The organism is Niveispirillum lacus, assembly GCF_002251795.1.
Taxonomy (GTDB): domain Bacteria; phylum Pseudomonadota; class Alphaproteobacteria; order Azospirillales; family Azospirillaceae; genus Niveispirillum; species Niveispirillum lacus.
Genome location: NZ_NOXU01000031.1, coordinates 44779 through 69778, shown reverse-complemented (window position 1 = coordinate 69778; position 25000 = coordinate 44779). Strand labels below are relative to the sequence as shown.

22 protein-coding genes are annotated in these 25000 nt (G+C 63.4%); 8 read left to right on the top strand and 14 right to left on the bottom strand.

What is annotated here, in order from left to right:
* Positions 1-6: 6 nt before the first annotated feature.
* Positions 7-855, bottom strand: a complete 849-nt coding sequence (gene trpA / locus CHU95_RS16045; protein ID WP_094457360.1) for a tryptophan synthase subunit alpha — start codon at positions 853-855, stop codon at positions 7-9.
* 208 nt (positions 856-1063) lie between these two features.
* On the opposite strand from trpA, the gene CHU95_RS16040 reads away from it, so the two are divergent.
* A complete protein-coding gene (locus CHU95_RS16040) occupies positions 1064-3106 on the top strand; it encodes an HWE histidine kinase domain-containing protein (protein WP_094457359.1) in 2043 nt (680 codons plus the stop codon).
* A 10-nt stretch (positions 3107-3116) separates the two neighbouring features.
* Here the strand turns inward: CHU95_RS16040 and CHU95_RS16035 are convergent, their stop codons facing one another.
* Entirely contained in the window at positions 3117-3995 is an 879-nt protein-coding gene (locus tag CHU95_RS16035) for a uracil-DNA glycosylase (protein WP_094457358.1), read from the bottom strand.
* Positions 3996-4152: 157 nt separating this feature from the next.
* Between CHU95_RS16035 and CHU95_RS16030 the strand changes: the two genes are divergently transcribed.
* Complete coding sequence (locus CHU95_RS16030) at positions 4153-5811, top strand: electron transfer flavoprotein-ubiquinone oxidoreductase (RefSeq protein ID WP_207762524.1); 1659 nt, start codon at positions 4153-4155, stop codon at positions 5809-5811.
* Between the two features lie 45 nt (positions 5812-5856).
* Here CHU95_RS16030 and CHU95_RS16025 read toward each other — a convergent pair whose 3' ends face one another.
* The 7 genes from CHU95_RS16025 to hflK all read right to left on the bottom strand — a co-directional run bounded on the left by CHU95_RS16025 (position 5857) and on the right by hflK (position 12266).
* Positions 5857-6120, bottom strand: a complete 264-nt coding sequence (locus CHU95_RS16025) for a YjhX family toxin (protein ID WP_094457357.1) — start codon at positions 6118-6120, stop codon at positions 5857-5859.
* 193 nt (positions 6121-6313) lie between these two features.
* Entirely contained in the window at positions 6314-7540 is a 1227-nt protein-coding gene (locus CHU95_RS16020; RefSeq protein ID WP_094457356.1) for a molybdopterin molybdotransferase MoeA, read from the bottom strand.
* Positions 7537-8049, bottom strand: a complete 513-nt coding sequence (mobB, locus tag CHU95_RS16015; RefSeq protein WP_094457355.1) for a molybdopterin-guanine dinucleotide biosynthesis protein B — start codon at positions 8047-8049, stop codon at positions 7537-7539. Before mobB ends, CHU95_RS16020 begins: the two co-directional genes overlap by 4 nt.
* 142 nt (positions 8050-8191) lie before the next feature.
* A complete protein-coding gene (locus CHU95_RS16010) occupies positions 8192-9733 on the bottom strand; it encodes a DegQ family serine endoprotease (RefSeq protein ID WP_245838339.1) in 1542 nt (513 codons plus the stop codon).
* 237 nt (positions 9734-9970) lie between these two features.
* Positions 9971-10156: a DUF2065 domain-containing protein gene (locus CHU95_RS16005; RefSeq protein WP_094457354.1), complete on the bottom strand. Its 186-nt coding sequence runs from the start codon at positions 10154-10156 to the stop codon at positions 9971-9973.
* Positions 10157-10214: 58 nt separating this feature from the next.
* Positions 10215-11090 (bottom strand): protease modulator HflC, encoded by an 876-nt coding sequence (hflC, locus tag CHU95_RS16000; RefSeq protein WP_094457353.1) that lies wholly within the window; start codon positions 11088-11090, stop codon positions 10215-10217.
* A 12-nt stretch (positions 11091-11102) separates the two neighbouring features.
* Positions 11103-12266, bottom strand: coding sequence for an FtsH protease activity modulator HflK (gene hflK / locus CHU95_RS15995; protein ID WP_094457352.1), 1164 nt, complete (start codon positions 12264-12266; stop codon positions 11103-11105).
* Positions 12267-12440: 174 nt separating this feature from the next.
* On the opposite strand from hflK, the gene apbC reads away from it, so the two are divergent.
* Together apbC and CHU95_RS22545 are read left to right on the top strand one after the other, a co-directional pair.
* Positions 12441-13577 (top strand): iron-sulfur cluster carrier protein ApbC, encoded by a 1137-nt coding sequence (gene apbC / locus CHU95_RS15990; protein WP_094457351.1) that lies wholly within the window; start codon positions 12441-12443, stop codon positions 13575-13577.
* Positions 13578-13917: 340 nt separating this feature from the next.
* Positions 13918-14085, top strand: a complete 168-nt coding sequence (locus CHU95_RS22545; protein WP_165772222.1) for a hypothetical protein — start codon at positions 13918-13920, stop codon at positions 14083-14085.
* A gap of 87 nt (positions 14086-14172) precedes the next feature.
* Here the strand turns inward: CHU95_RS22545 and CHU95_RS15980 are convergent, their stop codons facing one another.
* The 5 genes from CHU95_RS15980 to hexR all read right to left on the bottom strand — a co-directional run bounded on the left by CHU95_RS15980 (position 14173) and on the right by hexR (position 19800).
* Positions 14173-14601 (bottom strand): DUF29 domain-containing protein, encoded by a 429-nt coding sequence (locus tag CHU95_RS15980; protein ID WP_094457940.1) that lies wholly within the window; start codon positions 14599-14601, stop codon positions 14173-14175.
* An 82-nt stretch (positions 14602-14683) separates the two neighbouring features.
* Positions 14684-15847 (bottom strand): cystathionine gamma-synthase, encoded by a 1164-nt coding sequence (locus tag CHU95_RS15975; RefSeq protein ID WP_094457939.1) that lies wholly within the window; start codon positions 15845-15847, stop codon positions 14684-14686.
* An 85-nt stretch (positions 15848-15932) separates the two neighbouring features.
* On the bottom strand, positions 15933-16556 hold the full coding sequence (locus tag CHU95_RS15970; RefSeq protein ID WP_165772221.1) for a CatA-like O-acetyltransferase: 624 nt from the start codon (positions 16554-16556) through the stop codon (positions 15933-15935).
* Positions 16557-16671: 115 nt separating this feature from the next.
* Positions 16672-18888, bottom strand: a complete 2217-nt coding sequence (glgB, locus tag CHU95_RS15965; RefSeq protein WP_094457348.1) for a 1,4-alpha-glucan branching protein GlgB — start codon at positions 18886-18888, stop codon at positions 16672-16674.
* A gap of 69 nt (positions 18889-18957) precedes the next feature.
* Positions 18958-19800, bottom strand: a complete 843-nt coding sequence (gene hexR / locus CHU95_RS15960) for a transcriptional regulator HexR (protein ID WP_094457938.1) — start codon at positions 19798-19800, stop codon at positions 18958-18960.
* A 364-nt stretch (positions 19801-20164) separates the two neighbouring features.
* Between hexR and zwf the strand changes: the two genes are divergently transcribed.
* From zwf to CHU95_RS15940, 4 genes are read left to right on the top strand one after another with little or no spacing between them, the layout of a single operon-like run.
* Positions 20165-21640, top strand: a complete 1476-nt coding sequence (gene zwf / locus CHU95_RS15955) for a glucose-6-phosphate dehydrogenase (protein WP_094457937.1) — start codon at positions 20165-20167, stop codon at positions 21638-21640.
* Entirely contained in the window at positions 21627-22322 is a 696-nt protein-coding gene (gene pgl, locus CHU95_RS15950) for a 6-phosphogluconolactonase (protein WP_165772220.1), read from the top strand. Before zwf ends, pgl begins: the two co-directional genes overlap by 14 nt.
* A gap of 47 nt (positions 22323-22369) precedes the next feature.
* Positions 22370-24202, top strand: a complete 1833-nt coding sequence (gene edd, locus CHU95_RS15945; RefSeq protein ID WP_094457346.1) for a phosphogluconate dehydratase — start codon at positions 22370-22372, stop codon at positions 24200-24202.
* Between the two features lie 20 nt (positions 24203-24222).
* Positions 24223-24855 (top strand): bifunctional 4-hydroxy-2-oxoglutarate aldolase/2-dehydro-3-deoxy-phosphogluconate aldolase, encoded by a 633-nt coding sequence (locus CHU95_RS15940; RefSeq protein WP_094457345.1) that lies wholly within the window; start codon positions 24223-24225, stop codon positions 24853-24855.
* Positions 24856-25000 lie beyond the last annotated feature (145 nt).

Genomic DNA, 25000 nt, shown 5'->3' with positions numbered 1-25000 from the left:
TGGCACTTACCCCCGGGCGGTCCGCACGCCCTGGGCCAGCGCCCGCACGAACTCTAGCACATTCTCCACCAGACCGGCAGCGGGCTTGCCGTCGGTGTCCAGGTTGGCCTCGATCTGACGGACAATGGCGCTGCCGACCACGGCGGCGTCGGCGACACGGGCCACAGCGGCGGCCTGTTCGGGCGTCGTGATGCCGAAACCGACGGCCAGCGGCAGGTCTGTGTGCCGGCGCAGGCGGGCCACGGCCTCGTCGATCGCGGCGTTGCTGGCGCTGCCGGCCCCGGTGATGCCAGTAACGGACACGTAATAGACAAAGCCCGACGTATTGGCCAGCACAGCCGGCATCCGTTCATCATCCGTAGTGGGCGTGGTCAGGCGAATGAAGTTGACCCCGGCTTTCAACGCCGGTTCGCAGAGTTCGCCATCTTCCTCCGGCGGCAGGTCAACGACGATGAGCCCATCAACGCCGGCTTCACGTGCATCCGCCAGGAACCGTTCCACGCCATAGGAATAGATCGGGTTGTAGTAACCCATCAGGACCAGCGGTGTCTCGTCATCGCCCAGACGAAAGGCGCGCACCATCTCAAGCGTGCGTGTCATCCGCGCGCCCTTGTTCAGCGCGCGCAAGCCGGCGGCCTGGATGGCGGGGCCATCGGCCATCGGATCGGTAAAGGGCATGCCCAGTTCGATGACGTCGGCACCGGCACCAGGCAGCCCTTTGAGCAGGGCCAGGCTGGTCTCATGGTCGGGGTCGCCGGCCGTGATGAAGGTGACAAGACCGCCACGGCCCTGCTGCTTCAGGGCTGCAAAGCGACGATCAATGCGGGTGGCGGCTTGGATCGGGGCGCTGGTCATGCGGAAATGCTTCCAAACTGCTTTACGAAAAGGCGGCGCACCATAGCCCCCGAAACTGACCGAAACAACGCCGCATTACGCGCGTCCGCCCGGCGCCGACGGGGAACCTATGCGTTTCGTCATAGATCGACCTCTACCGATGAAACAGCTTCCCGGAAATCGTCATCGCGCGTATCTGCTATAGCTCACGCGAACCGAGGGCGGCGATTTGCAGGATGTCTTCGACCAGCAAGTGGCGACGTCGACTGTGAATGCGCCGGCCGCCAACCCATCACGCGCCGTCGTCTGGCTGGCATTGACGGCGTTGCTGGTCGCTCTTGCCCTGTTCGCGGCTGAACTGCTGCTGGGCCGTGCGCGCGTGATGGATCGGGCCAGTGCCGATACCCGTGCCCAGGCCGATCAGCTTTCCGAACACGCGGCGCGACTGATGGGCGCGCATGCTCTGGTCCTGCGCAATACCGAATGGCTGGTCCGCAGCCAAGGCTGGGATGGGGTAGCCGCAACACCCCGCCTGTTTGAATGGCTGCGTGATCTGGCCGGCGAAGCGCCAGAGGTTCAGTCTTACTGGCTGGTGGACGCTGCCGGACAGGTGCGGATCAGCACGATGCGCTGGCCGGTTCCGGAACTGAATGTGGCCGACCGCGATTACTTCGTACCCCATGAGGATGGGGTCATCGGACCGCATATCAGTGCCCGCCTGTCGGGTCGCCTGAATCCGGAGGTGTTCTTTGCCTTGTCCCGTCGGGTTGAGGGGCATGACGGGAGCTTCCTGGGAGTGGTGCAGGTGTCGCTGCGCCCCGCCTATTTTGAATCCTTCTATGCCAGCATCACCAATCATCCCGACGCAGAAGTGATGCTGGTCCGTGATGATGGGGAAGTTCTGGTCCGACATCCCTCGACAATGGAACCGGGCACAGTGCTGGGCAACGTCGCCGATCTGATGGCGCGCCGTAACCCGACCACCGGCATGCTGACGACCACCTCACCTTTTGACGGTCAGGAGCGGCTTTATGCGGTGGCCGATGTCGATCGGGTGCCGGTCCGGATCGTTTACGGCGTTTCAACGGCGGGTTTGCAATCAGAATGGGGGTGGGCCGCCCTGGGCCATTTCAGCTTCGCAATCGTTGCAACGTTGCTGCTGCTGCCGCTTGCCATCGTTGCCCTGCGTCAGATCCGGCAGGCTGAACTGGCACAGGGCCAACTGCGCAGCTCAAACGTGGCGCTGGAAGCGCGGGTACGGGAACGGACCGGCCATCTTGATATTGCATTGGACGATCTTCGGCGCAGTGAGGAACGGCTGAGCCGGCTGGTCAATACGGCGCCCGTCGCCATCATGGAGATCGGGCCTGATGGCCGGTTTACCGATGTGAATGCAGCGGCCGAACGTATTCTGGGCCTGTCACGCAGCGCCATCATCGGCGTTCGCCACGACGCTGCGCTGTGGCAAGCCACCAGCCTGGATGGCCGTCCCCTGTCCAGCGTGGATTACCCCACTGCCAGGGCCTTGGCCGGGGAAGAGGTGCGGGACGGCGAATATGCCCTGCGCGACCCCAAAACAGGCGCAAGACAGATTTTGTCCGTCAATGCCGTGCCGATCCGGGATGACACGGGGCGCATTATCGGCTGTACCGCCACTGCCATGGATGTGACAGGCCGGTATGAGGCGGAGGATAGGCAAAGGCTGCTGATGCGGGAAGTCGACCATCGTGCCAAGAATGCACTGGCGGTGGCGCAGGCCGTGGTCCGCCTCAGCCGTGCCGATACGATTGAGGCCTTTACCAGTGCGGTGGAGGGGCGCATCTCCTCGCTCGCCCGGTCTCACAGCCTGCTGGCCCAGGCCGCTTGGTCGGGTGCCGATCTGGAACGGTTGATCGATGATGAGGTGCTGGCCTTTACCGCCGACCGGGCGCAATTAACCCTGCGCGGCCCCCGTGTGCGGCTGGGGGCGGACATCGTGCAGTCCTTGGGGCTGGTATTCCACGAACTGGCCACCAATGCCGCCAAGCACGGCGCCTTGTCACAGCCGGAAGGCAAGGTGACGGTCGACTGGTCGATCCGCCGTGGCACGTTGGAGCTGACCTGGACTGAAACCGGTGGCCCGACCCTTTCGGGCACACCTACCCGACAGGGCTTCGGCTCTACCCTGCTGGGTCAGGTGCTGCGCCACCAACTGGGCGGCAAGATCGACATGCAATGGATGGCAAGCGGTCTGCGCTGCACCGTCACCTTGCCGCTGGGGCCTCAGGGGTGAGGGGCGGCGATCACGCTTCCGCGTTCAGCCGGAGCTTGAGCGCCAGCAGATCCTTCCAGGCCTCCCGCTTGGCATCGGGGTTGCGCAGAAGATAGGCCGGGTGCAGCATCGGCATCGCTGGCACGGTCTTTGTCAAACCAGCACTGCCATAATCGAACCAGCGGCCGCGCAGACGGGTAATGCCCTCTGTCCTGTTCAACATCGCTTTGGCAGAAATGCCCCCCGCAAAGATCAGGAAATCGGGCGACAACAGCTCGATATGCCGCACCATGAAGGGCATGCAGGCGGCAATCTCGCTGTCGGTCGGGCTGCGGTTGCCGGGCGGACGCCACGGCAGCATATTGGTGATGTAGACAGCCTTGGCCGGATCATCGGCATGCCGGTCCAGCCCGATGGCCCCCAGCATCCGGTCCAGCAACTGCCCTGCCGGCCCCACAAAAGGCAGGCCCTGCCGGTCCTCATTCTCGCCTGGCGCCTCTCCGATCAGCATGATGCGCGCCTGACGGCTGCCCATACCAAACACAAGGTTGGTCGCCGTCTTCTTCAAGGCGCATCCATCAAAGGCGGCCAACGCCGCTTTCAACGCGTCCAGGGTCTGGACAGCCGACGACGCAGCCCTTGCTGACTGGCCAGCCTCCACGGCACCCAGAGGCACGGGATCGGGGGGGCGGGCCGGTGGTGGCGCTTGCGGCACATTTTGTCGCGGGGCCGGCTGCGGCACGGACGGGGTCGGCCCAGGCTGGGGCGGGGCTGGTGACGCTACGGCACTTTGGGCGCGCGGACGCGGCGACAGGGCCGACCAATCGGTCGGCTCTTCCCCGATCACCTCATCAACCCCGCAATCCAGCAGGAACCGCAGGGCGGAGACGGATTCAACAACGCCAATCATGGTTTGACCCTACCACCGGCCTATGCTGTCTTAACAGCGTCGTAGAGGATCGGCCCCGCTGGACGGGCCAGCAGCGGCGCGGCGACTGGATTATACGGGCCTGCAAAAAAGGCACGAACGGTCGAAAGGCGTGCTGAAAACAAGCGGTGGGATGGGTATGGAACGCGAATCGATGGAATATGATGTCGTGATCGTTGGCGCAGGCCCCTCGGGCCTGTCTGCGGCGATCCGGCTGAAGCAACTGGCGGCGGAGAAGGGCCAGGAGGTCAGCGTCTGCGTGCTGGAAAAGGGCTCCGAAGTGGGTGCCCATATCCTGTCGGGCAATGTCATCGACCCCCGCGCGCTGAATGAGCTGATCCCCGACTGGAAGGAAAAGGGCGCACCGCTGAACACGCCCGTGACCGACGACCGGTTCTATATCCTGTCGGACAAGGGCGGCATCCGCGTCCCGAACTTCCTGCTGCCGCCCCTGATGCACAATGACGGCAACTACGCCATCAGTCTGGGTAATCTCTGCCGCTGGCTGGCGGGTCAGGCCGAAGAGCTGGGCGTTGAGATCTACCCCGGCTTCGCCGCGGCCGAGGTGCTGTTCCATGAGGATGGCAGCGTCAAGGGTGTCGCGACCGGCGACATGGGCATCGGCAAGGATGGCGAGCCGACCCACAACTTCACCCCCGGCATGGAACTGCACGGCAAATATACCTTCTTTGCCGAGGGTGTGCGCGGCAACCTGTCCAAGCAGTTGATGGAAAAGTTCGATCTGCGGTCGGACTGCGATGTGCAGAAATACGGCATCGGCATCAAGGAACTGTGGCAGATCGACCCGGAAATGCACCAGCAGGGTCTGGTCATCCACACCCAGGGCTGGCCGTTGGACAGCAGCACGGCGGGTGGTTCCTGGATGTATCATCTGGAGGATAATCAGGTATCCATCGGCTTCGTGGTGAACCTGGATTACGCCAACCCGCATCTGTCGCCATTTGAGGAATTCCAGCGCTTCAAGCAGCACCCGTTCGTGCGCAAGTATCTGGAGGGTGGCAAGCGCCTGTCCTATGGCGCCCGCGCCATCAATGAGGGCGGGTTGCAGTCGGTGCCGAAACTGACCTTCCCCGGCGGCGCCCTGATCGGCTGTTCCGCCGGCTTTGTGAATGTGCCCCGCATCAAGGGCACCCACAATGCCATGAAGACCGGCATGCTGGCGGCGGAGGCCGCGTTCGACAAGCTGGTGGCCGGGTCGGGCAGCGATACCCTGACCGCGTATGAGCAGTCCTGGAAGGATAGCTGGGTCTATGAGGACCTGTTCAAGGTCCGCAACGTCAAGCCGGGCCTGAAGGCAGGATTGCTGCTGGGCAACCTGCATGGCGGCATTCAGATGTGGGCGCATGATCTGGGTCTGGGCAAGTTCCTGCCCTACACCCTGCACCACACCAAGGCTGACCATGAAAGCCTTCAGCCGGCCAACATGGCGAAGAAGATCAAGTATCCCAAGCCCGACGGCGTGATCAGCTTCGACCGCCTGTCATCGGTGTTCATCTCCAACACCAATCATGAGGAAAATCAGCCGGCGCATCTGAAGCTGAAGGACCCGTCGATCCCCATTGAGCATAACCTGCCCAATTACGACGAACCGGCCCAGCGTTACTGCCCCGCTGGCGTGTATGAGGTGGTGCGCGACGATAATGGCCAGCATCCGCGCTTTGTCATCAACGCGCAGAACTGCGTCCACTGCAAAACCTGCGACATCAAGGACCCGCTCCAGAACATTGTCTGGACCGTGCCGGAGGGCGGCGGGGGTCCGAACTACCCGAATATGTAAGGGATCAAAGCCCCGGTGCTGGAAACGGCACCGGGGCTTGTCTTTTCAGCGGTTGTCCAGTTGCGGCCGCACCGCCGCCAGACCATCCCGCGTGGTACGATACGGCCCGCCATCGCGCGAGGCAATCAGCCGCCGCGCCTTCAGTTTGCGGAAGATCGGCAAGGTGCAGTCCACCAGCAGCCAACCGTCGCGCGTCAGGCATTCCACATCCTGGATGTCACGGTGATTGGCTTCGTTACGGATCAGGTTGATGCGGCCACCCTGGGCCAGCGCGTGCAGCGTCCGCTGCTCCGGCTTTGAGATATTCATGATAAGGATGTCGTCGTCCGTTCAGCATAAGGGCTGACGCAGCCACACCCCCGCCGGCACGCCGCGCGGCAAAGCATGGTCTTATGCGAAGACTGACCGGCCAGAGGCGGCGGGTCAGCGGATGACGACAATCCCGAACATCAAAGCTCCTCTTGAAGCGATGGTCGGAATATATCCATTATCGGATTTATTTTCAAGCCCCCAGCAACGCCAGTGGCAGCACCCGCACCGGGTCCCCTGGCTGCACCCGAACCACCTCTTCCCCCAACTCTGCTAGCGCATCCGCCCGGGTCAGGCGGCCCAGCATGGCGGCACCATCATCGGGATCCGCATGCGCCACACCGTCCGGGCCGATGCTGACACGCAGATATTCCCGCCGGCCCGCCTTCTTGGCATGGGCGAAGCCAGCAGGCGCCGTCAGCAGGGGCAGCGGCGTCGGCACCTCGCCGGCCAAACGCTGGATCAGGGGCCGCACCAGCAACAGGAAACTGACCAGCATGGCCACGGGGTTCCCCGGCAGGCCGGCGAAGGCCGCCCGCCCAACATGGCCCAGGGCAAAGGGCTTGCCGGGTTTCAAAGCCAGTTTCCAGAGGTCCAGCCCGCCCAACGCCATCACCGCCGCCTTCACATGGTCTGCATCCCCCGCCGATACCCCGCCAGAGGTGAGGATCAGGTCATGGTTCCCGGCGGCATCGGCCAGCGCCGCGCGGATAATGCCCGCGTCATCGGCCAGGATGCCCAGATCGGTCACAACACAGCCCAGCCGCGCCAACAACCCGCGCAGCAGGGCGCGGTTGCTGTCATAGATGCCACCGGGCGCCAGGGTACCGCCCGGTTCCGTCAACTCGTCACCGGTGGAGAACAGGGCCACGCGCAGGGGGCGGTACACCGATAGTCGGTTCATGCCCAGCGCGGCCGTCAGGCCGATATCCCGTGGCCGCAGACGGCGTCCGGCGGGAAGGGCCACCTGCCCCGCCGCCACATCCTCTCCTTTTCGCCGGACATTGCTGCCCGGATGCAGGCCGGTGGGCAGGCGGATGTGATCCCCCTCCGACAGCACCGCCTCCTGCATCACCACCACATCCAGACCCGCCGGCATCGGCGCGCCCGTGAAGATGCGCAGCGCCGTGCCCGGCGGCGGAGCAGCAACAGGGGCGTCACCCGCGAACAGGGTTCCCGCCACGGGCAGCGCGCAACCCAGGTCCGTGGCACGCAATGCATAGCCATCCATGGCACTGTTATCGAAGGGGGGCAGGTCCATAGGGCTGACGATATCCGCCGCCAACACCCGGTCCAAGGCCCCCGGCAATGCTACCCATTCCGCTTCCGCAACGATACTGAAACGGTCGGCAATCAGGCCAAGGGCTGCCGGTACCGTCAGCAGTTTCGGTTCGGCTCCGAAACAATCCCTGCCGCTCATCTGCTCACCCCGGTGATCCGCTGGATCATGTCGGCGACGGCATCGACATCGTTCAGGTCCAGCACCGGCAACGGGCAATCCGGCAAGGCGATATCGCTGGCCACGGCCACGATGCGCGGATCATCGGGCCACAGCGGGGCCTTGCCGTTGGACGGGCGATGCACTTCCAGCTTGGGATGGGCATCGCGCTTGAACCCTTCCACCAGAATCAGGTCGACGGGCGACAACTTGCTCAGCAGGTCGGCCAGCGTCGGTTCCGGCCCGCCCCGATTCTCATGCATCAGGGCCCAGCGGTTGGCCGATGCCACCAGAACCTCCTGCGCGCCGGCCATACGGTGGACATAACTATCCTTGCCGGGCTGGTCGATATCGAAGGCGTGATGGGCATGCTTGACGGTGGCTACGCTCAACCCGCGCGCCGACAGGGTCGGGATCAGCCGCGCCATCAGGGTGGTTTTGCCGCTGCCGCTCCAACCAGCCAGGCCGAATACATTGCGGGCAAGCGTCATGGCAGCCTTCCCTGTGCATCTGCATACCGGCGAAAAGCCTAGGCGTATGCGAGGACGGACGCAATCCATGTACGACGCCGACACAGAAAAGGGGCCGCCGGATACCGGCGACCCCCTGCCTCCGTTCTGAAACCGGTTAGACTTACGGCGCGGCCCCTTCCAGGGACAGGGCCAGGAAGGTCTGTTCACCACGGCGCTCGACCAACAGCAGCACAGCCTTCTGACCGGCAGCTTTGGCCTTGGCGACCCGGTCCTGCACATCGGCGGGACTGCCGACCGGTTGCTGGCTGACCTCCAGCACCACGTCGCCGGGGCGCAACTGACGCGACTGCGGCGGTGCGTTGGGGCTGACCTTGGTAATGACCACGCCCTTCACGCTTTCAGCGATTTCAAACTGCTTACGCAGGTCGGCCGTGATGGCGGAAACGGACAGGCCCAGCGCCTCCACCTGCTGTTGTGCAGCACCCTGGCCGGGCTTTTCCTCTTCGGGTTCTTCCTCGGCGGCAGCGGACTGATCCTCGGGGAATTCAGCCAGCGTCACACCGACATTCATGGCCGCCCCCTTGCGGGAGATGCCGACATTGACCTTGGTGCCCACCGGCGTGCCGGCCACCATGCGCGGCAGGGTGCGGTTATTGGCCACCTCTTTGCCATCAAAGCTCAGGATAACATCTCCCGGCCGCAGACCGGCCGCCGCCGCGGGGCTGCCTTCCGTGACGGTGCCGACCAGGGCGCCTTTATTATGGGCCAGACCCATACTTTCGGCGATTTCCGGGGTCACCGACTGGATCTGCACGCCCAGCCAGCCACGCCGCACCTTACCGGCCTTGCGAATCTCTTCGATTACGGTACGGGCCATGCTGGACGGAATGGCGAACCCGATGCCGACCGAACCGCCCGTGCGGCTGTAAATGGCGGAATTGATGCCCACCACGTCGCCAGCCAAATTGACCAGCGGGCCGCCGGAATTACCCTGGTTGATGGCGGCGTCGGTCTGAATGAAATCATCAAACCGCCCGGCGCCGATATCGCGGGCGCGGGCCGATACGATGCCAGCCGTCACGGTGCCGCCCAGGCCAAACGGATTGCCGATGGCCACCACCCAATCGCCAACCTTCAGCACATCGCTGTCACCCCATTTCAGGGCCGTCAGCTTCTGCTTGGTTTCCACCTTCAGCAGGGCCAGATCGGTCTCCTTGTCGGTGCCGATCAGCTTGGCTTTTAATTCCGTCTGCTCTGCATCCTGGAAAATCACCGTGATTTCGTCAGCACCCTCAATCACATGATTGTTGGTGACGATATAGCCCGACGCATCAATGATGAAACCTGAGCCCAGCGACTGCGCCTTGCGTGGGGCACCCTGGCCCTGCTGCTGGCGTTCCAGGAAGTCGCGGAAAAACTCCTCCATAGGCGAACCGGGCGGGAAGTCGGGCATGGGAACTGCACCACGACCACCCGGCTTGTTCTGGATCGTCTGACTGGTCGAGATATTGACCACAGACGGCAGTGTCTTTTCGGCCAGCGGTGCGAAACTGTCGGGTGCGCCGCGCTGGGCCAGGGCCGGCGGGGTGAAAATCAGGGCGGCGGATACCACCAGCAGCGACAAAAGGCCGGCCACGCGGCCTTCCCGGACGACGGTCCCGGCGGACACACGGGCGGAACGGGAACGGAAGGCGTCGATCACGTCAATCTCCAGGGGCCGATCATCCGCGCCACACCCCGGGGCACGCACCGGCGCACCGGCCCGGTAGGGGCACGCCGACAACCAAGGAATATAGCGTGAAAGACTGCGTTGCGAAGCCTTCCTTCGTAACAAGCGGAAGTTTGGGCGCGCAAAAGCGGACCCATTGGCCCCTTGGGCAGTGTTCGGTTCAGCGAAAGTCGGTCGGGCTGTGCGCCGACAGGCGGCCGCCGGCCTCACTCACCCCCGAATGGCCGCAATGGCCACAACGCCCAGGATGGCGGCACCCAGGCCGATCCGGCGAAGCATGACCGGTTCCATCCCGGTAATGCGCTGCGCCATGTCCCGCATGGAATTGGGTGCGATGGCATAAAGCAGACCCTCGATCACAAAGACCAAGGCGAGGGCGGTTAGAAAATCTGTCACGACAGGGTCCGGGAAAGAAGGGACGCGGGGTGACAGCCTGCCACCCCGCGCGGAAACATCACCGTCTGGTCACGGTGCCCGTGCCGTTGAAGTAACGGAAGAAATCGCTATCCGGCGACAGCACCATCTGCGTGTTCTCCCCCTTCATCGCTGCCCGATACGCATCCAGCGAACGATAAAAGGCATAGAAGTCGGGGTTCTTGCCGGCAGATTCGGCCAGAATGCGGATGGCCTGATTGTCCCCCTCACCGCGCAGAACCTGACTGTCGCGCTGGGCTTCGGCCAGGATGACGGTGCGTTCACGTTCAGCCCGGCTGCGGATTTGCTGGGCCTGCTCGTTACCCTGGGCGCGGGCCTCACGGGCTTCGCGCTCACGCTCCGACCGCATACGCTCATAAACGGCTTGGGATGTAGCCTCCGGCAGGTCGGCACGGCGGATACGAACATCCACAATTTCCACCCCGAAGCCGGCCGCTTCCAGGTTCACCTGTGCCTTGATATCCGACATCACCTTCACGCGCTCCTTGGAGAGCACGTTCAGCAACGTGGCACTACCCAGGACACGGCGCAGCGAGGAATTGACAGTGGCGGCGAGGCGCTGTTCCGCCACCATTTCATTACCGACCGACTGATAGAATTTCAGCGGGTCCTTGATCCGGTATCGGGCGAACGCATCCACTTCCAGGCGCTTCTGGTCCGCCAGGATCACCTGTTCGACGGGCGGGTCAACATCCAGGACACGGGCATCCAGGAACACCACATTCTGCACGAACGGGATCTTGGCATGCAGACCCGGCTCCTGGATGGTGCGCTTGGGCTCACCCAACTGCACCACCAAGGCCTGCTGCGTCTGGCTGACGGTGAACAGCGAGGCCGACGCCAGAATGACAGTGGCGGCGGCGGCAACGCCGGCAACAACGAGTTTTGTGCTCATGGTCCGTCCCCCTTACTGGCGCGGCGCGGCCGGAGCGGCCGGCGTCTGTTGACGGAGCTGGTTGGTCAGTTCGTTCAGCGGCAGATAGGGCACCACACCACCAGCCTTGCCCTGGTCGATGATGATCTTGTTGGTACCGCTCAGCACCTCCTGCATCGTCTCCAGATACATGCGGCGTGCCGTGATCTCCGGCGCCTGGTTATAGGCCGCCAGCACCTGGGCAAAGCGCTGTGCATCACCCTGGGCCAGGCTCACCACCTGCTCACGATAGGCTGATGCCTGCTGGATCAGTTGCTCGGCCTCGCCGCGGGCGCGGGGGATGATGTCATTGCGATAGGCCTCAGCCTCATTGCGCAGACGTTCACGGTCCTGGCGGGCGCGCTGCACATCGTTGAACGCATCGACCACCGGGGCGGGCGGGTCCACCTTCTGCAACTGCACCTGGCTGATCTCGATACCGGACTGATACTCGTCCAGCATCGCCTGCAACAGAATCTTGGTCTGCTGTTCGATATCCTGGCGCGCCTCGGTCAAGGCAGGCTGGATGTCGGTACGCCCGATCACCTCACGCATGGCGCTTTCAGCGGCCATCTTCACGGTCATTTCCGGATCGCGGATTTTGAACAGATAATTGCCCGCATCCTTGATCAACCACAGGACCGTAAAGTCGATGTCGATGATGTTTTCGTCACCGGTCAGCATCAGGCTCTCGTCCAGCACGTCCCCCCCACCGGGGCGGCGGCTGTCGGCGCCGGAGCGATAACCGATCTCCAGACGATTGACGCGCGTGACCTTGGGCGTCTCCACCGTTTCGATCGGGGCCGGCAGATGATAGCGCAGACCCGGCTGTTCGGTCCGCACATACTCACCGAATCGCAGGACGACACCCTGCTCGTCCGGTTCAACCCGGTAAATGCCTGACAGGCCCCAGAGCAGGCCCAGCGCCACAACGCCGAGCATGATGCCCTTGCCGCCACCCAGACCGCCGGGGGTCAGGTTCTTGAACCGTTCCTGGCCCTTGCGCAGCAGGTCCTCCAGGTCGGGGCCACCGGGCGGCTGTCCGCCACCACCGGGCGGACGACCCCAGGGGTTGTTACCGCCGCCATTGCCGCCGCCACCGGGGGGGGAACCCCAGGGTCCGCCGCCATTGCCGCCACCTTGATTATTCCAGGGCATATTTCCGACCCTTTGGTGATTGGACCCACAAACCGCCATACCGACAGGCCTGCCCGCAAGGACAGGACGCTTTCGCTGCACGTCACGCCACCCTATATATCGCGGCATACCGTACACAAGGCCCTTCGGCCATCGGTCAACGCAGATATTGGAAAGCAAACGGGGTTTTCAACCATGGCCGTGGTCAGCGAGGAACAGGTTCTGAAAGCACTCGGCACTGTGCAGGACCCCGACCGGGGTTCCGACATTGTTTCGCTGGGCATGATTTCGGGCCTGACGGTGAAGGATGGCAATGTGGCTTTTGCCCTGGAGGTGGACCCCGGTCGCGGTGCCGCATTGGAACCCTTGCGCCAAGCCGCCGAAAAGGCAGTGGACGCCCTGGCCGGTGTCACATCGGTTACCGCTGTTCTGACCGCGCACCGTGCCCCACCGAAACTGGGGGGCGATCAGGGCCATAAGGGCCACAGCCATGCAGCGCCGGCAGCGGCCCCGCCACCCAGACCAGCCAAAATCGGCGTGCCCGGCGTGCGCGCCATCATCGCGGTTGCGTCTGGCAAGGGCGGGGTGGGTAAATCCACCACGGCTGTCAATCTGGCCCTCGGCATGGCCGCCAACGGTCTGCGCGTCGGGTTACTGGATGCCGACATTTATGGCCCGTCGCTGCCCCGCATGATGGGCCTGTCAGGCAAGCCGGAGACCAGCGACGGCAAGGTGCTGCGTCCCCTGGTCCGCCACGGGGTGAAGGTCATGTCCATGGGGTTCCTCGTGGCCGAGGAGACGCCGATGATCTGGCGTGGTCCCATGGTCATGGGCGCCATCCAGCAGATGCTGCGCGATGTCGCCTGGGGTGAATTGGACGTGCTGGTGGTCGATATGCCGCCGGGCACCGGGGATGCCCAATTGTCGTTGTCGCAGAATGTGCCGCTGGCCGGCGCTGTCATCGTCTCCACGCCACAGGACATCGCCCTGCTGGATGCACGCAAAGGGCTGAACATGTTCCGCCGCGTCGATGTGCCCGTCCTGGGCATCGTGGAAAACATGTCCTATTTCTGCTGCCCCAATTGCGGCCACCGCAGCGATATTTTCAGCCATGGCGGCGCCAGGGCCGAGGCTGAAAAGCTGGGCATCGATTTCCTGGGCGAGGTGCCGCTGGATATCGCCATCCGGGAGACCAGCGACGGGGGTGACCCCATCGTGATCTCCCAGCCCGACAGCGATCATGCCAAGGTGTACCGCATGGTGGCCGCGCGGGTTTGGGACAAGATCAGCATCGGTGGCGGCCGTACGCCTCCCCGAATCGTGATCGATTGAGGCAGAGGACACCGATGGTCATGCCGCTGACCGTCGGTGTCCGGATGCCCGCCCTCATAATTATTTTACATATGTTCATTTGAAACACCCTTTCGCGAACAGCCCGCAAAAAGACGGATTGCTGCACTGCGTATGGCGCAATGGATTTTTCCTTTCCGTCCGGGCGGGCATTTGGTACATAAACTTCGTACTCCGCTGGAGGACGGACAGGATGTATCAAGACGAACCAATCCGAGTTGCATATGCGTTTCGCGATGGCGCCCATTCTTTTCGGGCGGCCGACCCTCGCACGGGCGACGTACAGGTTGCACATGGGCTACCTGAAATCGCTTATGAGGAAGTGACGCGGACGCTGAGCGAACGGGTTGCCGGTCGTCTGGGTGCTTATGCCCAGGCCCGCCCCCAGTTGGCGTTCAAGGAATTCTGGACATGGCTGCAGATGAACCCCATCGCGGCCATGCCGAACACCCCTTGCCATGTCGAGTTCGCTTGGGAAGTCCGACCCTGAACCCGGCATGGTGAGTCGCCATGTAGGCGGTATGTGTATGGATTGCTGAACAACTGGCGCCCGGCCCCAATCCGGGCGCCATTTTTTTTATTCTGGCCAGAACCCGTCATCCGCCATCTGCTCATAGGTGAAGGGGCAGGTGGTGGGGAATGTATGACTGGATAGCCCGGTCTCACGTTCGGCGGCGATTACAGCGTCGCCATAGGCCTCATCGATCGACTCTGCCAAAGTGCCTTTAAGGCTGGGGTTGTCCTTCATATGCCGCAGCAGTTGTCGGCGTTGCTCTCGCACTGTCAGTGTCCAGCTACGGCTGCGCAACCCTGGCTGAAACTGCCATTTCAACAGATGAAGCAACAACACGGCGAGACGGCTGACCAGCTCGCGCTTCTCCGTCCGCCCCATGCTCTCGATCTCCTCGGCAATGTTGGCGATGTCGGCGGCGTCCAGCTTGCCCGCGCGCAGCAGGGCCGCCTGCTGGTTGGCCCAGGCGTAGAAATCCTTCTCATAAAGGCTCATGGCACCCTCCCTGGCGACGTCCCAGATTTGGGCAATCAGTGACAGCGGGGCAAGCGGAAAACCACCTGCCCCGCCGCCCATGTCACCGCAGCGCCTGCTCCAGATCGGCCAGCAGGTCGTTCACATCCTCCACGCCCACGGACAGGCGGACCAGACCGTCATCAATGCCGATGGCGGCGCGCTGTTCGGGCGGGATACTGGCATGGGTCATGATCGCCGGATGTTCGATCAGGCTTTCCACCCCGCCCAGGCTTTCGGCCAGACTGAACAGTTCGGTGCGCTCTAGCATGCGGCGTGCCGGTTCCAGCCCGCCCTTCAGATGAATAGTCACCATGCCGCCGCCGGCCCGCATCTGGCGCTTGGCCAGATCATGCTGGGCATGGCTGGGCAGGAACGGGTAACGCACCTTGGCCACCAATGGATGCTTTTCCAGCCAGTCGGCGATCACGGCTGCATTCTGGCAATGGCGTTCCATACGCAGGGCCAGGGTCTTCAGGCTGCGCATCACCAGAAAACTGTCAAATGGTCCCTGGATGGCACCAACGGCATTGTGCAGGAAGGCCATGCGGTCGGCGATTTCGCCGGCCTCGCGGACCACGGCCACACCACCCACCATGTCGGAATGGCCGTTCAGATATTTGGTGGCCGAATGGACCACGATATCGAACCCCTGCTCCAGCGGCCGCTGAATCCACGGGCTGGCAAAGGTATTGTCGGCAACCGAGATCAGGTTATGCGTCTTGGCCAGGTGCGCCAGCGCCTCCAGATCCGCCAGCTTCAGCAGCGGGTTGGTGGGCGTTTCCACCCAGATCATCCGGGTTTCCGGACGGATGGCCGCCTTCACGGCCGCAAGGTCCGAGAGGTCGACCGTCGTCACCGACAGGTTGGCCGTCCGCGACCGCACCCGATGCAGCAGGCGGTATGTGCCACCATACAGGTCATCGGATGCGATGACATGCGCGCCAGCATCCAGCAGTTCCAGGATGGTGGCCTCCGCCGCCAGACCGGAGGCAAAGGCATAGCCGCGATGGCCTGATTCCAGATCGGCGATGCAGGCCTCATAGGCCATGCGGGTCGGGTTCTGGCTGCGGGCATATTCATAGCCCTTATGAACACCGGGGCTTTCCTGCACAAAGGTGCTGGTGGCGTAGATCGGCACCATGATGGCGCCGGTGGTGGGGTCGGGTTGCTGGCCGGCATGGATGGCGCGGGTCGCGAATCCCTGGCGATTGGCACGGTCCTTCATGCTGAACATCCTCTGTTGTTAGCGCCCAACCTCACTTGGGTCGGGTGATTCACGCCCCGGACATCACTGTCCGGCACGATCACCCTTATCGGGTCGGGTCGTTGACAGCCTCGGCTAGCACTTCCTCCAGCCGGGCGATGAACTGGGCGATATGCAACCCGTCGACCAAGCCGTGATGGGCCTGCACCGCAACGGGAAAATCCACACGGCCATTACGTTGGCCGAACTTGCCGATGGCAATGTTGGGGATCGAACAATCCCCGAACCGGGCCATGGGATGCTGGATCGATGTGAAACGCAGCCATGGCAGGCAGGTCGCAAAAATGTAATCGCGGTTGGTCAAGGGCTTCAGCCGAAGCTCCACAGCGTTGCGCGCCAGTTCCCGGTCGGTCAGATAGGCGGCCAGAAAGGACCGGAAATCCGAATCATAGGGAATGGTCGAGAAGTTCAGGTTCTGATCCCGCCCGATGACGGTATAGGAAAGGGTCAGGCTCGCCACCGCGCTCACCCGCTTTTCCAGCAGGCGCAAGCGCATATGCGGGATATCCAGGCTGGCCCGCCCAATGGCGTGCAGTACCCGCGCGAAGGGCGGGATACCAGCCTCCTTGGCCGGCGTCACAAAATCCGGGCAATCGGCCACTGCCGCGATATTCACGGCGGGCTGATCATAGCGGTCAAACAGGGCAATCTGGCGGCTGCGGTCGATCAACTCAGTGCTCCCTTGCCGGGTTCCCGACCCGATCCGGGGCACTTAGTTTACGGGGTGCAGGGCACCCGCCGGCTCCGCCAGAGCACGGTTTGGATACAAGCGATGGGGGGCGCGGTCAAGCCGGCAGCAGAACCAGACCCGCCAGCGGCGGCAGGGCGATCTCTACGCTGAAGGGCTGCCCATCCCAGGGCAAGGCTTCGGCCGCTAACGGCTCCGGGTTGGTGATACCGCTGCCGGCATAGGCGACGGCATCGCTGTTCAAGGCTTCCCGCCAATGGCCACCAAAGGGCAGGCCAACACGGTAAACCTGTCTCGGCACGGGCGTGAAATTCACCACCGACACGGCCACGGCGCCTTCAGCAAAGCCGTGGCGGCTATAGGCCAGCACGCTCTCCTCCGCGGCCCCGCCCTTGATCCAACGGAAACCCTCGCCTTCACAATCCCGCTCATGCAGGGCCGCAACGTCCCGGTAAAGATGGTTCAGGTCGCGGACCAGATCGCGCACACCCCGGTGCCAATGGCCACCGCCATGGTCATCCAGCAGATGCCAGTCCAGTTGCCCATCATGGTTCCATTCGCGTCCCTGCGCGAACTCGCCCCCCATGAACAGCAGCTTCTTGCCCGGATGGGTCCACATGAAGCTGAAATAAGCCCGCAGATTGGCGAATTTCTGCCAGTCATCGCCCGGCATGCGGGCCAGCAGGGAACCCTTGCCATGCACAACCTCATCATGGCTGAGCGGCAGGATGAAGTTTTCAGAGAAGGCGTAGAGCAGACCGAAGGTCAGGTCGTTATGGTGATGGCGGCGATGGATCGGGTCGCGCTGCATGTATTTCAGCGTGTCATGCATCCAACCCATGTTCCATTTATAACCAAAGCCCAGGCCCCCGGCATGGGCGGGTTGCGACACGCCCGGCCAGGCGGTCGATTCCTCGGCGATGGTGATGGCCCCACCGCCCTGGCCCTCTTCGGTGCCATAGACCAAGGCGTTCATGCGGCGCATGAAATCGATGGCTTCCAGATTCTCCCGCCCGCCATGGCGGTTGGGAATCCATTCGCCTTCTTTGCGGCTGTAATCCAGGTACAGCATGGAAGCGACCGCATCCACGCGCAGCCCATCGATATGGTAATGGCGTAACCAGAAAAGGGCGTTGGAGATGAGGAAATTCGTCACCTCGTTCCGGCCGAAATTATAAATCGCCGTGTTCCAGTCGGGGTGATAGCCCTGGCGCGGATCGGCATGCTCATACAGGTGTGAGCCGTCAAATTCATAAAGGCCATGGGCGTCGGTCGGGAAGTGGCCGGGCACCCAGTCAATGATCAGGCCGATATCGGCCTGATGGCAGGCATCGACAAAGGCCTGGAAGTCGGTGGGCGTGCCAAAGCGGGAGGTGGGCGCAAACAGGCCCAAAGCCTGATACCCCCAGGACCCGTCGAACGGATGCTCATGGACGGGCATCACCTCAATATGGGTGAAGCCCATTTCCTTCACATAAGGCACCAACTGGCCCGCCAGATCGCGCCAGTTGAGGTAACCGGCATGGCCGGGCCGCCGCCAGGAACCAGGATGCACTTCATAGATGGAGATGGGTGCGGTGCGCGCATTGCGCGCCGCCCGCTTGGCCAGCCAATCCTTATCCTGCCAGGCATGGTGATCAATACGCGACACGATGGAGGCGGTGGCAGGCCGGAACTCCGCCGCCAGCGCATGCGGATCGGCTTTCAACGGCAGCAGGTAGCCGCCCGCATCCAGCATCTCGTACTTGTAATGCGCGCCCTCTGTCACGCCGGGGATAAAGATCTCCCAGATGCCGGCGCCTAAGCGCAGGCGCATGACGTGAATACGCCCATCCCAGCCATTAAAATCGCCCACCACGGAGATGCGCCGCGCATTAGGGGCCCAGACGGCGAAACGCACACCGGCGACCCCGTCGATCACGTCCAGGTGCGCGCCCAGCTTTTCATAGGACCGCCAGTGTCGCCCTTCGCCCAGCAGATACTGGTCCATCTCCCCCAGGATGGGCGCAAACCGGTAGGGGTCCTCAATCTCCCAGCTTTCATTCCCGCGTGACAGGCGCAGCCGGTATCCGGCCGCCTGTTCGGCGTTCAGGGTGCCAGCAAAAAAACCGTCGCTATGCAGACGCGGCAGTTCCAGCCGTTCTGCCCCATCTGCACCGACTACCGTCACATGGCTTGCATCGGGGCGGAACACCCGCAATTCCACCCGGCCTGATCCATCATGCAAGGGATGCGGTCCCAGGATCGCAAACACGTCCCCATGCGTCGCCTGGGTGATGGCGACAATTTCGGCGTCGGACAGGCTGTGGGGCATGGTGGACCTGGGTTGGGGTGGGTGGGAAATTTACCATGTTGGTGGGCGACAGGGGGCCGCGAGGGCCGCTTACCCCCGCTGACCCAACCGCCGCTCCCGGATCGGCCGCTTCGACCGGGCCAGGCTCTCCGCCAGATTGACACCCCGCCGCAGGGCCACGGCGACCTGCAACACGTCCAGCATGGCCAGATGCGCCAGACGGCTGACCATCGGCGTGTACATGCTGGTATCTTCCACCACATCAACCAGCAGTGACACGGTGGCCTTCTCCGCCAACGGCGAGCCGCCCGATGTCAGCGCCACCACCTTGGCCCCGCTGTCCAGAGCCAGATCAACCGACCGCAACAGCTCACGCGTGCGGCCGGTGTGCGAGATGACCAGGGCCGCTGCGTTCGGACCCAGCAGCGTGGCAGACATGGCCTGCACATGGAAATCGGTATAGGCAACACAGGGAATGCCCAGACGGAAGAATTTATTCTGTGCATCCATGGCCACCACGCCAGAGGCGCCGAAACCATAGAACTCCATGCGTTGTGCTTCGGCCAGAATGCGGACGGCCGCTTCCAGTGCTTCCGGGTTCGTATGGTTGCGCACCCGGGTCAGCGACGCGATGGAACGGTTTAGGACCTTGGCGGCGACATCGACAACGGGATCATCGGGCCGCACCTCCTCATGCACATAAGGCGTGCCGGTGGCCAGATCCTGCGCCAAACGCAGCTTGAAATCCTGGAACCCGGCGCAGCCGATGGAGCGGCAGAATCGAACAACCGTCGGCTGGCTGACCTGTGCCTCGCGTGCCACCTCCGCGACAGAGGCGTTGACCACCGAATGCGGACGTTTCAGCACCACTTCCGCGATTTTCTGTTCAGATCGGCGCAGACCGGACTGCATGCCGCGGATACGTTCAAGCACGTCGCCCACTCCCCCAACATCCCAGGACGGCCGGTAGGGCCGTGTAAGGGAATTACACGAAATCCAGCCCGATTTGGCAAGGCCGCCATACAGTCGGTAACAGCGGGGCACCCCTGCCCACAAAGACAGGCCCGTTCCGCCCCCGAAACGCCTTGTAAAGGGCAATTGGCGTAGTAAAGTTACGCCGCAGCGCAGCATGTTGGTCACAAACATGCGCGCAAATGCCGGAAATGCCGAATGACGACGTAGTCGCCGCTTGCCCCCTTTGGTAATTCTGCTACATTCATTCCAGAAGACGGCGCGGACCGCGCGCCGCCTCGGCCGGGAAATGGCCGGAAATCAAGGGACGGGCGGGCCGGGTGCCATGGCTGATGTGATGCAGGTTAATCCCTTTGACTATGTGGTGTTCGGCGGCACGGGCGATCTGGCCCTGCGCAAGCTGATGCCCGCCCTGTACTATCGTGAACGCGACCATCAATTGACCGATGACAGCCGCATCATCGGCGTGTCCCGCACCGATCAGAATACCGAGGCTTTCCGGGCGCAGATCACCAAGGCGCTGGAACAGTTTGTCCCGGCCGAGGATATCGAGGCTGGCGTGCTCGCGCGCTTCCTGGGCCGTATCACCTATGTGCCGCTGGATGCGACGAAGCCAGCCGGCAACTGGCCGCTGCTAGTGGACGCGTTGAAGGATGGCGGCGAAAAGGCCCGCGTCTTTTACCTGGCAACCTCGCCTGTCCTGTTCGGCGCGATCTGCCGTAACATTAAAGAGGCGGACCTGATCTGCCCCAAGACGCGCGTCGTCCTGGAAAAGCCGATCGGCAAGGACCAGGCCTCGGCCAATGCTGTGAATAACGAGGTTGGCGCCATCTTTAAGGAAGAGCAGATCTTCCGCATTGACCATTACCTGGGCAAAGAGTCGGTGCAGAACCTGATGGTGCTGCGCTTTGGTAATGCGCTGTTCGAACCGCTCTGGTCTGCGAACTACATTGATCATGTGCAGATCACCGTGGCCGAAAAGGTCGGTGTCGAGGGTCGGGCCGACTATTATGACAAGGCCGGCGCCCTGCGCGACATGGTGCAGAACCACTTCCTGCAGCTGCTGTGCCTGGTTGCCATGGAACCGCCGTCATCCCTGACGGAGGACATGATCCGCAATGAGAAGATCAAGGTATTGCGGGCCCTGCGCCCCATCACGGCACAGGATGTAAAGTCGCGTACCGTCCGTGGCCAGTACCGTCAGGGGGCGATTGAAGGCAAGTCTGTCGCCGGCTATGCCGAGGAGCTGGGGGCCTCTTCCAATACCGAAACCTTCGTCGCCATCAAGGCCGAGGTGGACAATTGGCGTTGGGGCGGGGTGCCATTCTATCTGCGCACCGGCAAACGTATGCCCACCCGCTATTCGGAAATTGTGATCCAGTTCAAGGCCGTGCCGCACAATGTGTTCGGGCGTGGCGCCGGTGAACTGACCGCCAACCGTCTGGTCATCCGGTTGCAGCCCGATGAGGGTGTGAATTTGCAGATCATGACCAAGGTGCCCGGCCCCGGCGGCCTGCGCCTGCGGTCGGTGCCCCTCAACCTGTCCTATGCAGAGACGTTTAAGGACCGGTATCCCGACGCCTATGAACGGCTGCTGATGGATACGGTGCGCGGCAACCCGTCCTTGTTCATGCGCCGGGACGAGGTGGATGCCGCCTGGGCCTGGATCGACACCATCCAGAAGGGCTGGAAGGACGCCGATCAGCCGGCAGAACCCTATCCCGCCGGAAGCTGGGGGCCCCTGTCGGCGGCACTGCTGCTGGCCCGCGATGATCGGCGGTGGAACGATGCCGACTATTAATGCCCATGCGGACAAGATTGCCCTTGTCACCGCCTTCGCCGACCACATTGCGGGCTTAATCCGTGATGCGGTGACAGCATATGGCCGCGCCTCGCTGGTCCTGTCGGGCGGCACCACGCCTGCCGACCTGTTCGCCCGGCTAGACACCTATGACCTGCCTTGGGACAAGGTCTATATGACCCTGTCGGATGAGCGTTGGGTTGATCTGGACGACCCCGCCAGCAATGAGGCGATGGTGCGCCGGACGCTCGCCAGCGCCGTTGCCAAGGGTGCAACCGTCGTCGGGCTGAAAAGTGTGGGCGCCACCCCTGCCGACGGGCTGGCCCGCACCAGCAGCCGGCTGGCCACCATGCCGCGCCCCTATGACCTTGTCCTGCTGGGTATGGGGGAGGACAGCCACACGGCCAGTTTCTTCCCCGGTGCCACGGGGCTGGCCGAGGCGTTGAGCGGGTCGCTGGGTCTGGCCGTGGCTGCCGTCACGCCGGCTGGTGGCGTGCCCGCCCGCATCACCCTGACCTTGCCGGAATTGCTGCGCTCGCGCGCCGTGGCCCTGCTGATCACCGGTGACAAGAAGAAGGCCGTTCTGGACGCCGCACTGACGCTGGGGCCGGTGGAGGCCGCCCCCGTCCGTTCCGTGCTGCACCAGACCCAGGTCCCCGTTTCCATCTGGTGGGCGCCTTAACCCCCGCTGGCCATCTGGCCGGGCGCCCCTGAAGGAGGAAGTTTGAGATGACACAGGACGCTATCCGCCGCGTCACCGACCGGATCATCGCCCGCAGTGCGGCGAGCCGGTCCAAATATCTGGAGCAGACCCGCGCCGCCATCGGCAAGGGCCCGAAGCGCGGCACGCTCGCCTGTGGCAACCTGGCCCATGGTTTCGCGGCCTGTGCCGCCGATGACAAGGCCAAGCTGAAATCCGGGACCGAGCCGAACATCGCCATCGTCTCGGCCTATAACGACATGCTGTCGGCGCATCAGCCGCTGGAAAGGTATCCAGCCCTGATCAAGGATGCGGTGCGCAAGGCGGGGGCCGTGGCGCAGTTCGCGGGCGGTGTGCCCGCCATGTGCGATGGCGTGACCCAGGGCCAGCCCGGCATGGAACTGTCGCTGTTCTCCCGCGATGTCATCGCCATGGCGACGGCCATCGCGCTGTCGCACAATATGTTCGATGCTGGCATCTATCTGGGTGTGTGCGACAAGATCGTGCCGGGCCTGTTCATCGGCGCCCTGTCTTTCGGCCATCTGCCCGCCGTCTTCGTGCCCGCCGGTCCCATGACCTCGGGCCTGTCCAACCCGGAAAAGGCCAAGGTCCGGCAGCTCTATGCCGAGGGCAAGGTGGGCCGCGACGCGCTGCTGGAGGCGGAGTCGCAAAGCTACCACGGGCCGGGCACCTGCACCTTCTACGGTACCGCCAATTCCAATCAGATGTTGATGGAAATCATGGGCCTGCATTTGCCGGGCGCCAGCTTCATCAATCCCAACACCCCACTGCGCGATGCGCTGACGGTCGCTGCCGCCGAGCGGGCGGCCAAGATTACCGCGTTGGGCGATGAATACACGCCCATCTGCGACGTGATTGATGAAAAGGCCATCGTGAATGGCATTATCGGCCTGATGGCAACGGGCGGGTCCACCAACCATGCCATCCATCTGGTCGCCATGGCCGCCGCCGCCGGCATCCAGATCGACTGGCAGGATTTCAGCGACCTGTCTTCTGCCGTGCCGCTGCTGGCCCGCGTCTATCCCAATGGCGTGGCTGATGTGAACCATTTCCACGCCGCCGGCGGCATGCAATTCGTGATCTCCGAACTGCTGGATAGCGGCCTGCTGCATGGCGATGTGAAAACCGTGGCCGGCGACGGGCTGGATATCTATCGCCAGGATGCCTTCCTGGATAATCACGGTGTGGCCACCTGGCGTCTGGGTGTGAAGGAAAGTGCCGATACCAAGGTGCTGCGCCCGGTCGCCGACCCGTTCGACAGCACGGGCGGCATGCGCCTTCTGTCGGGCAATCTGGGCCGTGGCATCATCAAAGTGTCCGCCGTGAAGCCGGAACACCGGGTGATCGAGGCGCCGGCCGCCGTCTTCGACAGCCAGGATGACCTTCAGGCCGCCTTCAAGGCGGGGGCCTTGAACCGCGACGTCATTGCCGTTGTCCGCTTCCAGGGTCCGCGCGCCAATGGCATGCCGGAACTGCACAAGCTGACGCCCGGCCTGGGCGTGTTGCAGGACAAGGGCTTTAAGGTGGCGCTCGTCACCGATGGCCGCATGTCGGGGGCCTCGGGCAAGGTGCCCGCCGCCATTCATATCACGCCGGAATGCCTGGGCGGCGGTCCGCTGGCCAAGGTGCGCGATGGCGACATCATCCGCCTGGATGCCGAAACCGGCGAGTTGAACGTGCTGGTCGACGCCGCCGAATTCGCGGCCCGCACCGTCACCGTGCCCGACCTGTCGCACAATGAATGGGGCATGGGCCGCAACCTGTTCGGTGCCTTCCGCGCATCCGCCACCGGGGCCGAACAGGGTGGTTCCTGCTTCGCCGCCCCCATCCCCACCGCCTGATCCGACCGGAACCTGACAAGATGAGCATGGATATCGCCCACATCGCCAGCCTGGCCCCGGTCATTCCGGTGATCATCATTGACCGTCTGGAAGATGCCCAGCCACTGGCCGAGGCGCTGGTGGCCGGCGGTCTGCCAGTGCTGGAAGTCACCCTGCGCTCCCCCGCCGCCCTAGACGCCATCCGCGTCATGGCCAAGGTGCCAGGCGCCGTGGTCGGTGCCGGCACCGTCATCGCCCCGGAACAGGTGGCGCAGGTGGCCGATGCCGGTGCGAAATTCATCGTCAGTCCCGGCACCTATCCGGCCCTGGTCGATGCCATCCTCGATAGCGGTATCCCCTATCTGCCCGGTGTCGCCACCCCGGCGGAGATGATGTATCTGCTGTCGCGGGGCATCCGCCACCAGAAGCTGTTCCCCGCCACTGTGGTGGGCGGCATCGACATGCTGAAGGCCGTGTCCTCGCCCCTGTCGCAGATCAAATTCTGCCCCACGGGCGGCGTCACCGCCGCCACCGCCCCCGACTTCCTGGCCCTGCCCAACGTCATGTGCGTGGGCGGTTCCTGGGTGACGCCCGGCAATATGGTCAAGGCCGGCGATTGGGCCGGCATCACGGCCTTGGCCCGTGAAGCCGCCAGCCTGCCGCGTCGTTCTTAACGTTTTTCCGGTCCTCTACGATCGCCGTTGTCCGGTCATTTCACGGCGATCGACCTTATGGGCGGTTGGGGCAACCCAGCCGCCCATCTTTTTTTGCGCTCCCATAATACGGTAGCATTTCAAGGACTATAGACAACTGTATGGC

What these genes read in the sequence shown, in the direction of transcription:
- trpA (WP_094457360.1), bottom strand. Translation starts at nt 855, where the DNA reads ATGACCAGCGCCCCGATCCAAGCCGCCACCCGCATTGATCGTCGCTTT.
- CHU95_RS16035 (WP_094457358.1), bottom strand. Translation starts at nt 3,995, where the DNA reads ATGATTGGCGTTGTTGAATCCGTCTCCGCCCTGCGGTTCCTGCTGGAT.
- CHU95_RS16030 (WP_207762524.1), top strand. Translation starts at nt 4,153, where the DNA reads ATGGAACGCGAATCGATGGAATATGATGTCGTGATCGTTGGCGCAGGC.
- CHU95_RS16025 (WP_094457357.1), bottom strand. Translation starts at nt 6,120, where the DNA reads ATGAATATCTCAAAGCCGGAGCAGCGGACGCTGCACGCGCTGGCCCAG.
- CHU95_RS16020 (WP_094457356.1), bottom strand. Translation starts at nt 7,540, where the DNA reads ATGAGCGGCAGGGATTGTTTCGGAGCCGAACCGAAACTGCTGACGGTA.
- mobB (WP_094457355.1), bottom strand. Translation starts at nt 8,049, where the DNA reads ATGACGCTTGCCCGCAATGTATTCGGCCTGGCTGGTTGGAGCGGCAGC.
- hflC (WP_094457353.1), bottom strand. Translation starts at nt 11,090, where the DNA reads ATGAGCACAAAACTCGTTGTTGCCGGCGTTGCCGCCGCCGCCACTGTC.
- hflK (WP_094457352.1), bottom strand. Translation starts at nt 12,266, where the DNA reads ATGCCCTGGAATAATCAAGGTGGCGGCAATGGCGGCGGACCCTGGGGT.
- apbC (WP_094457351.1), top strand. Translation starts at nt 12,441, where the DNA reads ATGGCCGTGGTCAGCGAGGAACAGGTTCTGAAAGCACTCGGCACTGTG.
- CHU95_RS15980 (WP_094457940.1), bottom strand. Translation starts at nt 14,601, where the DNA reads ATGAGCCTTTATGAGAAGGATTTCTACGCCTGGGCCAACCAGCAGGCG.
- CHU95_RS15975 (WP_094457939.1), bottom strand. Translation starts at nt 15,847, where the DNA reads ATGAAGGACCGTGCCAATCGCCAGGGATTCGCGACCCGCGCCATCCAT.
- glgB (WP_094457348.1), bottom strand. Translation starts at nt 18,888, where the DNA reads ATGCCCCACAGCCTGTCCGACGCCGAAATTGTCGCCATCACCCAGGCG.
- zwf (WP_094457937.1), top strand. Translation starts at nt 20,165, where the DNA reads ATGGCTGATGTGATGCAGGTTAATCCCTTTGACTATGTGGTGTTCGGC.
- pgl (WP_165772220.1), top strand. Translation starts at nt 21,627, where the DNA reads ATGCCGACTATTAATGCCCATGCGGACAAGATTGCCCTTGTCACCGCC.
- edd (WP_094457346.1), top strand. Translation starts at nt 22,370, where the DNA reads ATGACACAGGACGCTATCCGCCGCGTCACCGACCGGATCATCGCCCGC.
- CHU95_RS15940 (WP_094457345.1), top strand. Translation starts at nt 24,223, where the DNA reads ATGAGCATGGATATCGCCCACATCGCCAGCCTGGCCCCGGTCATTCCG.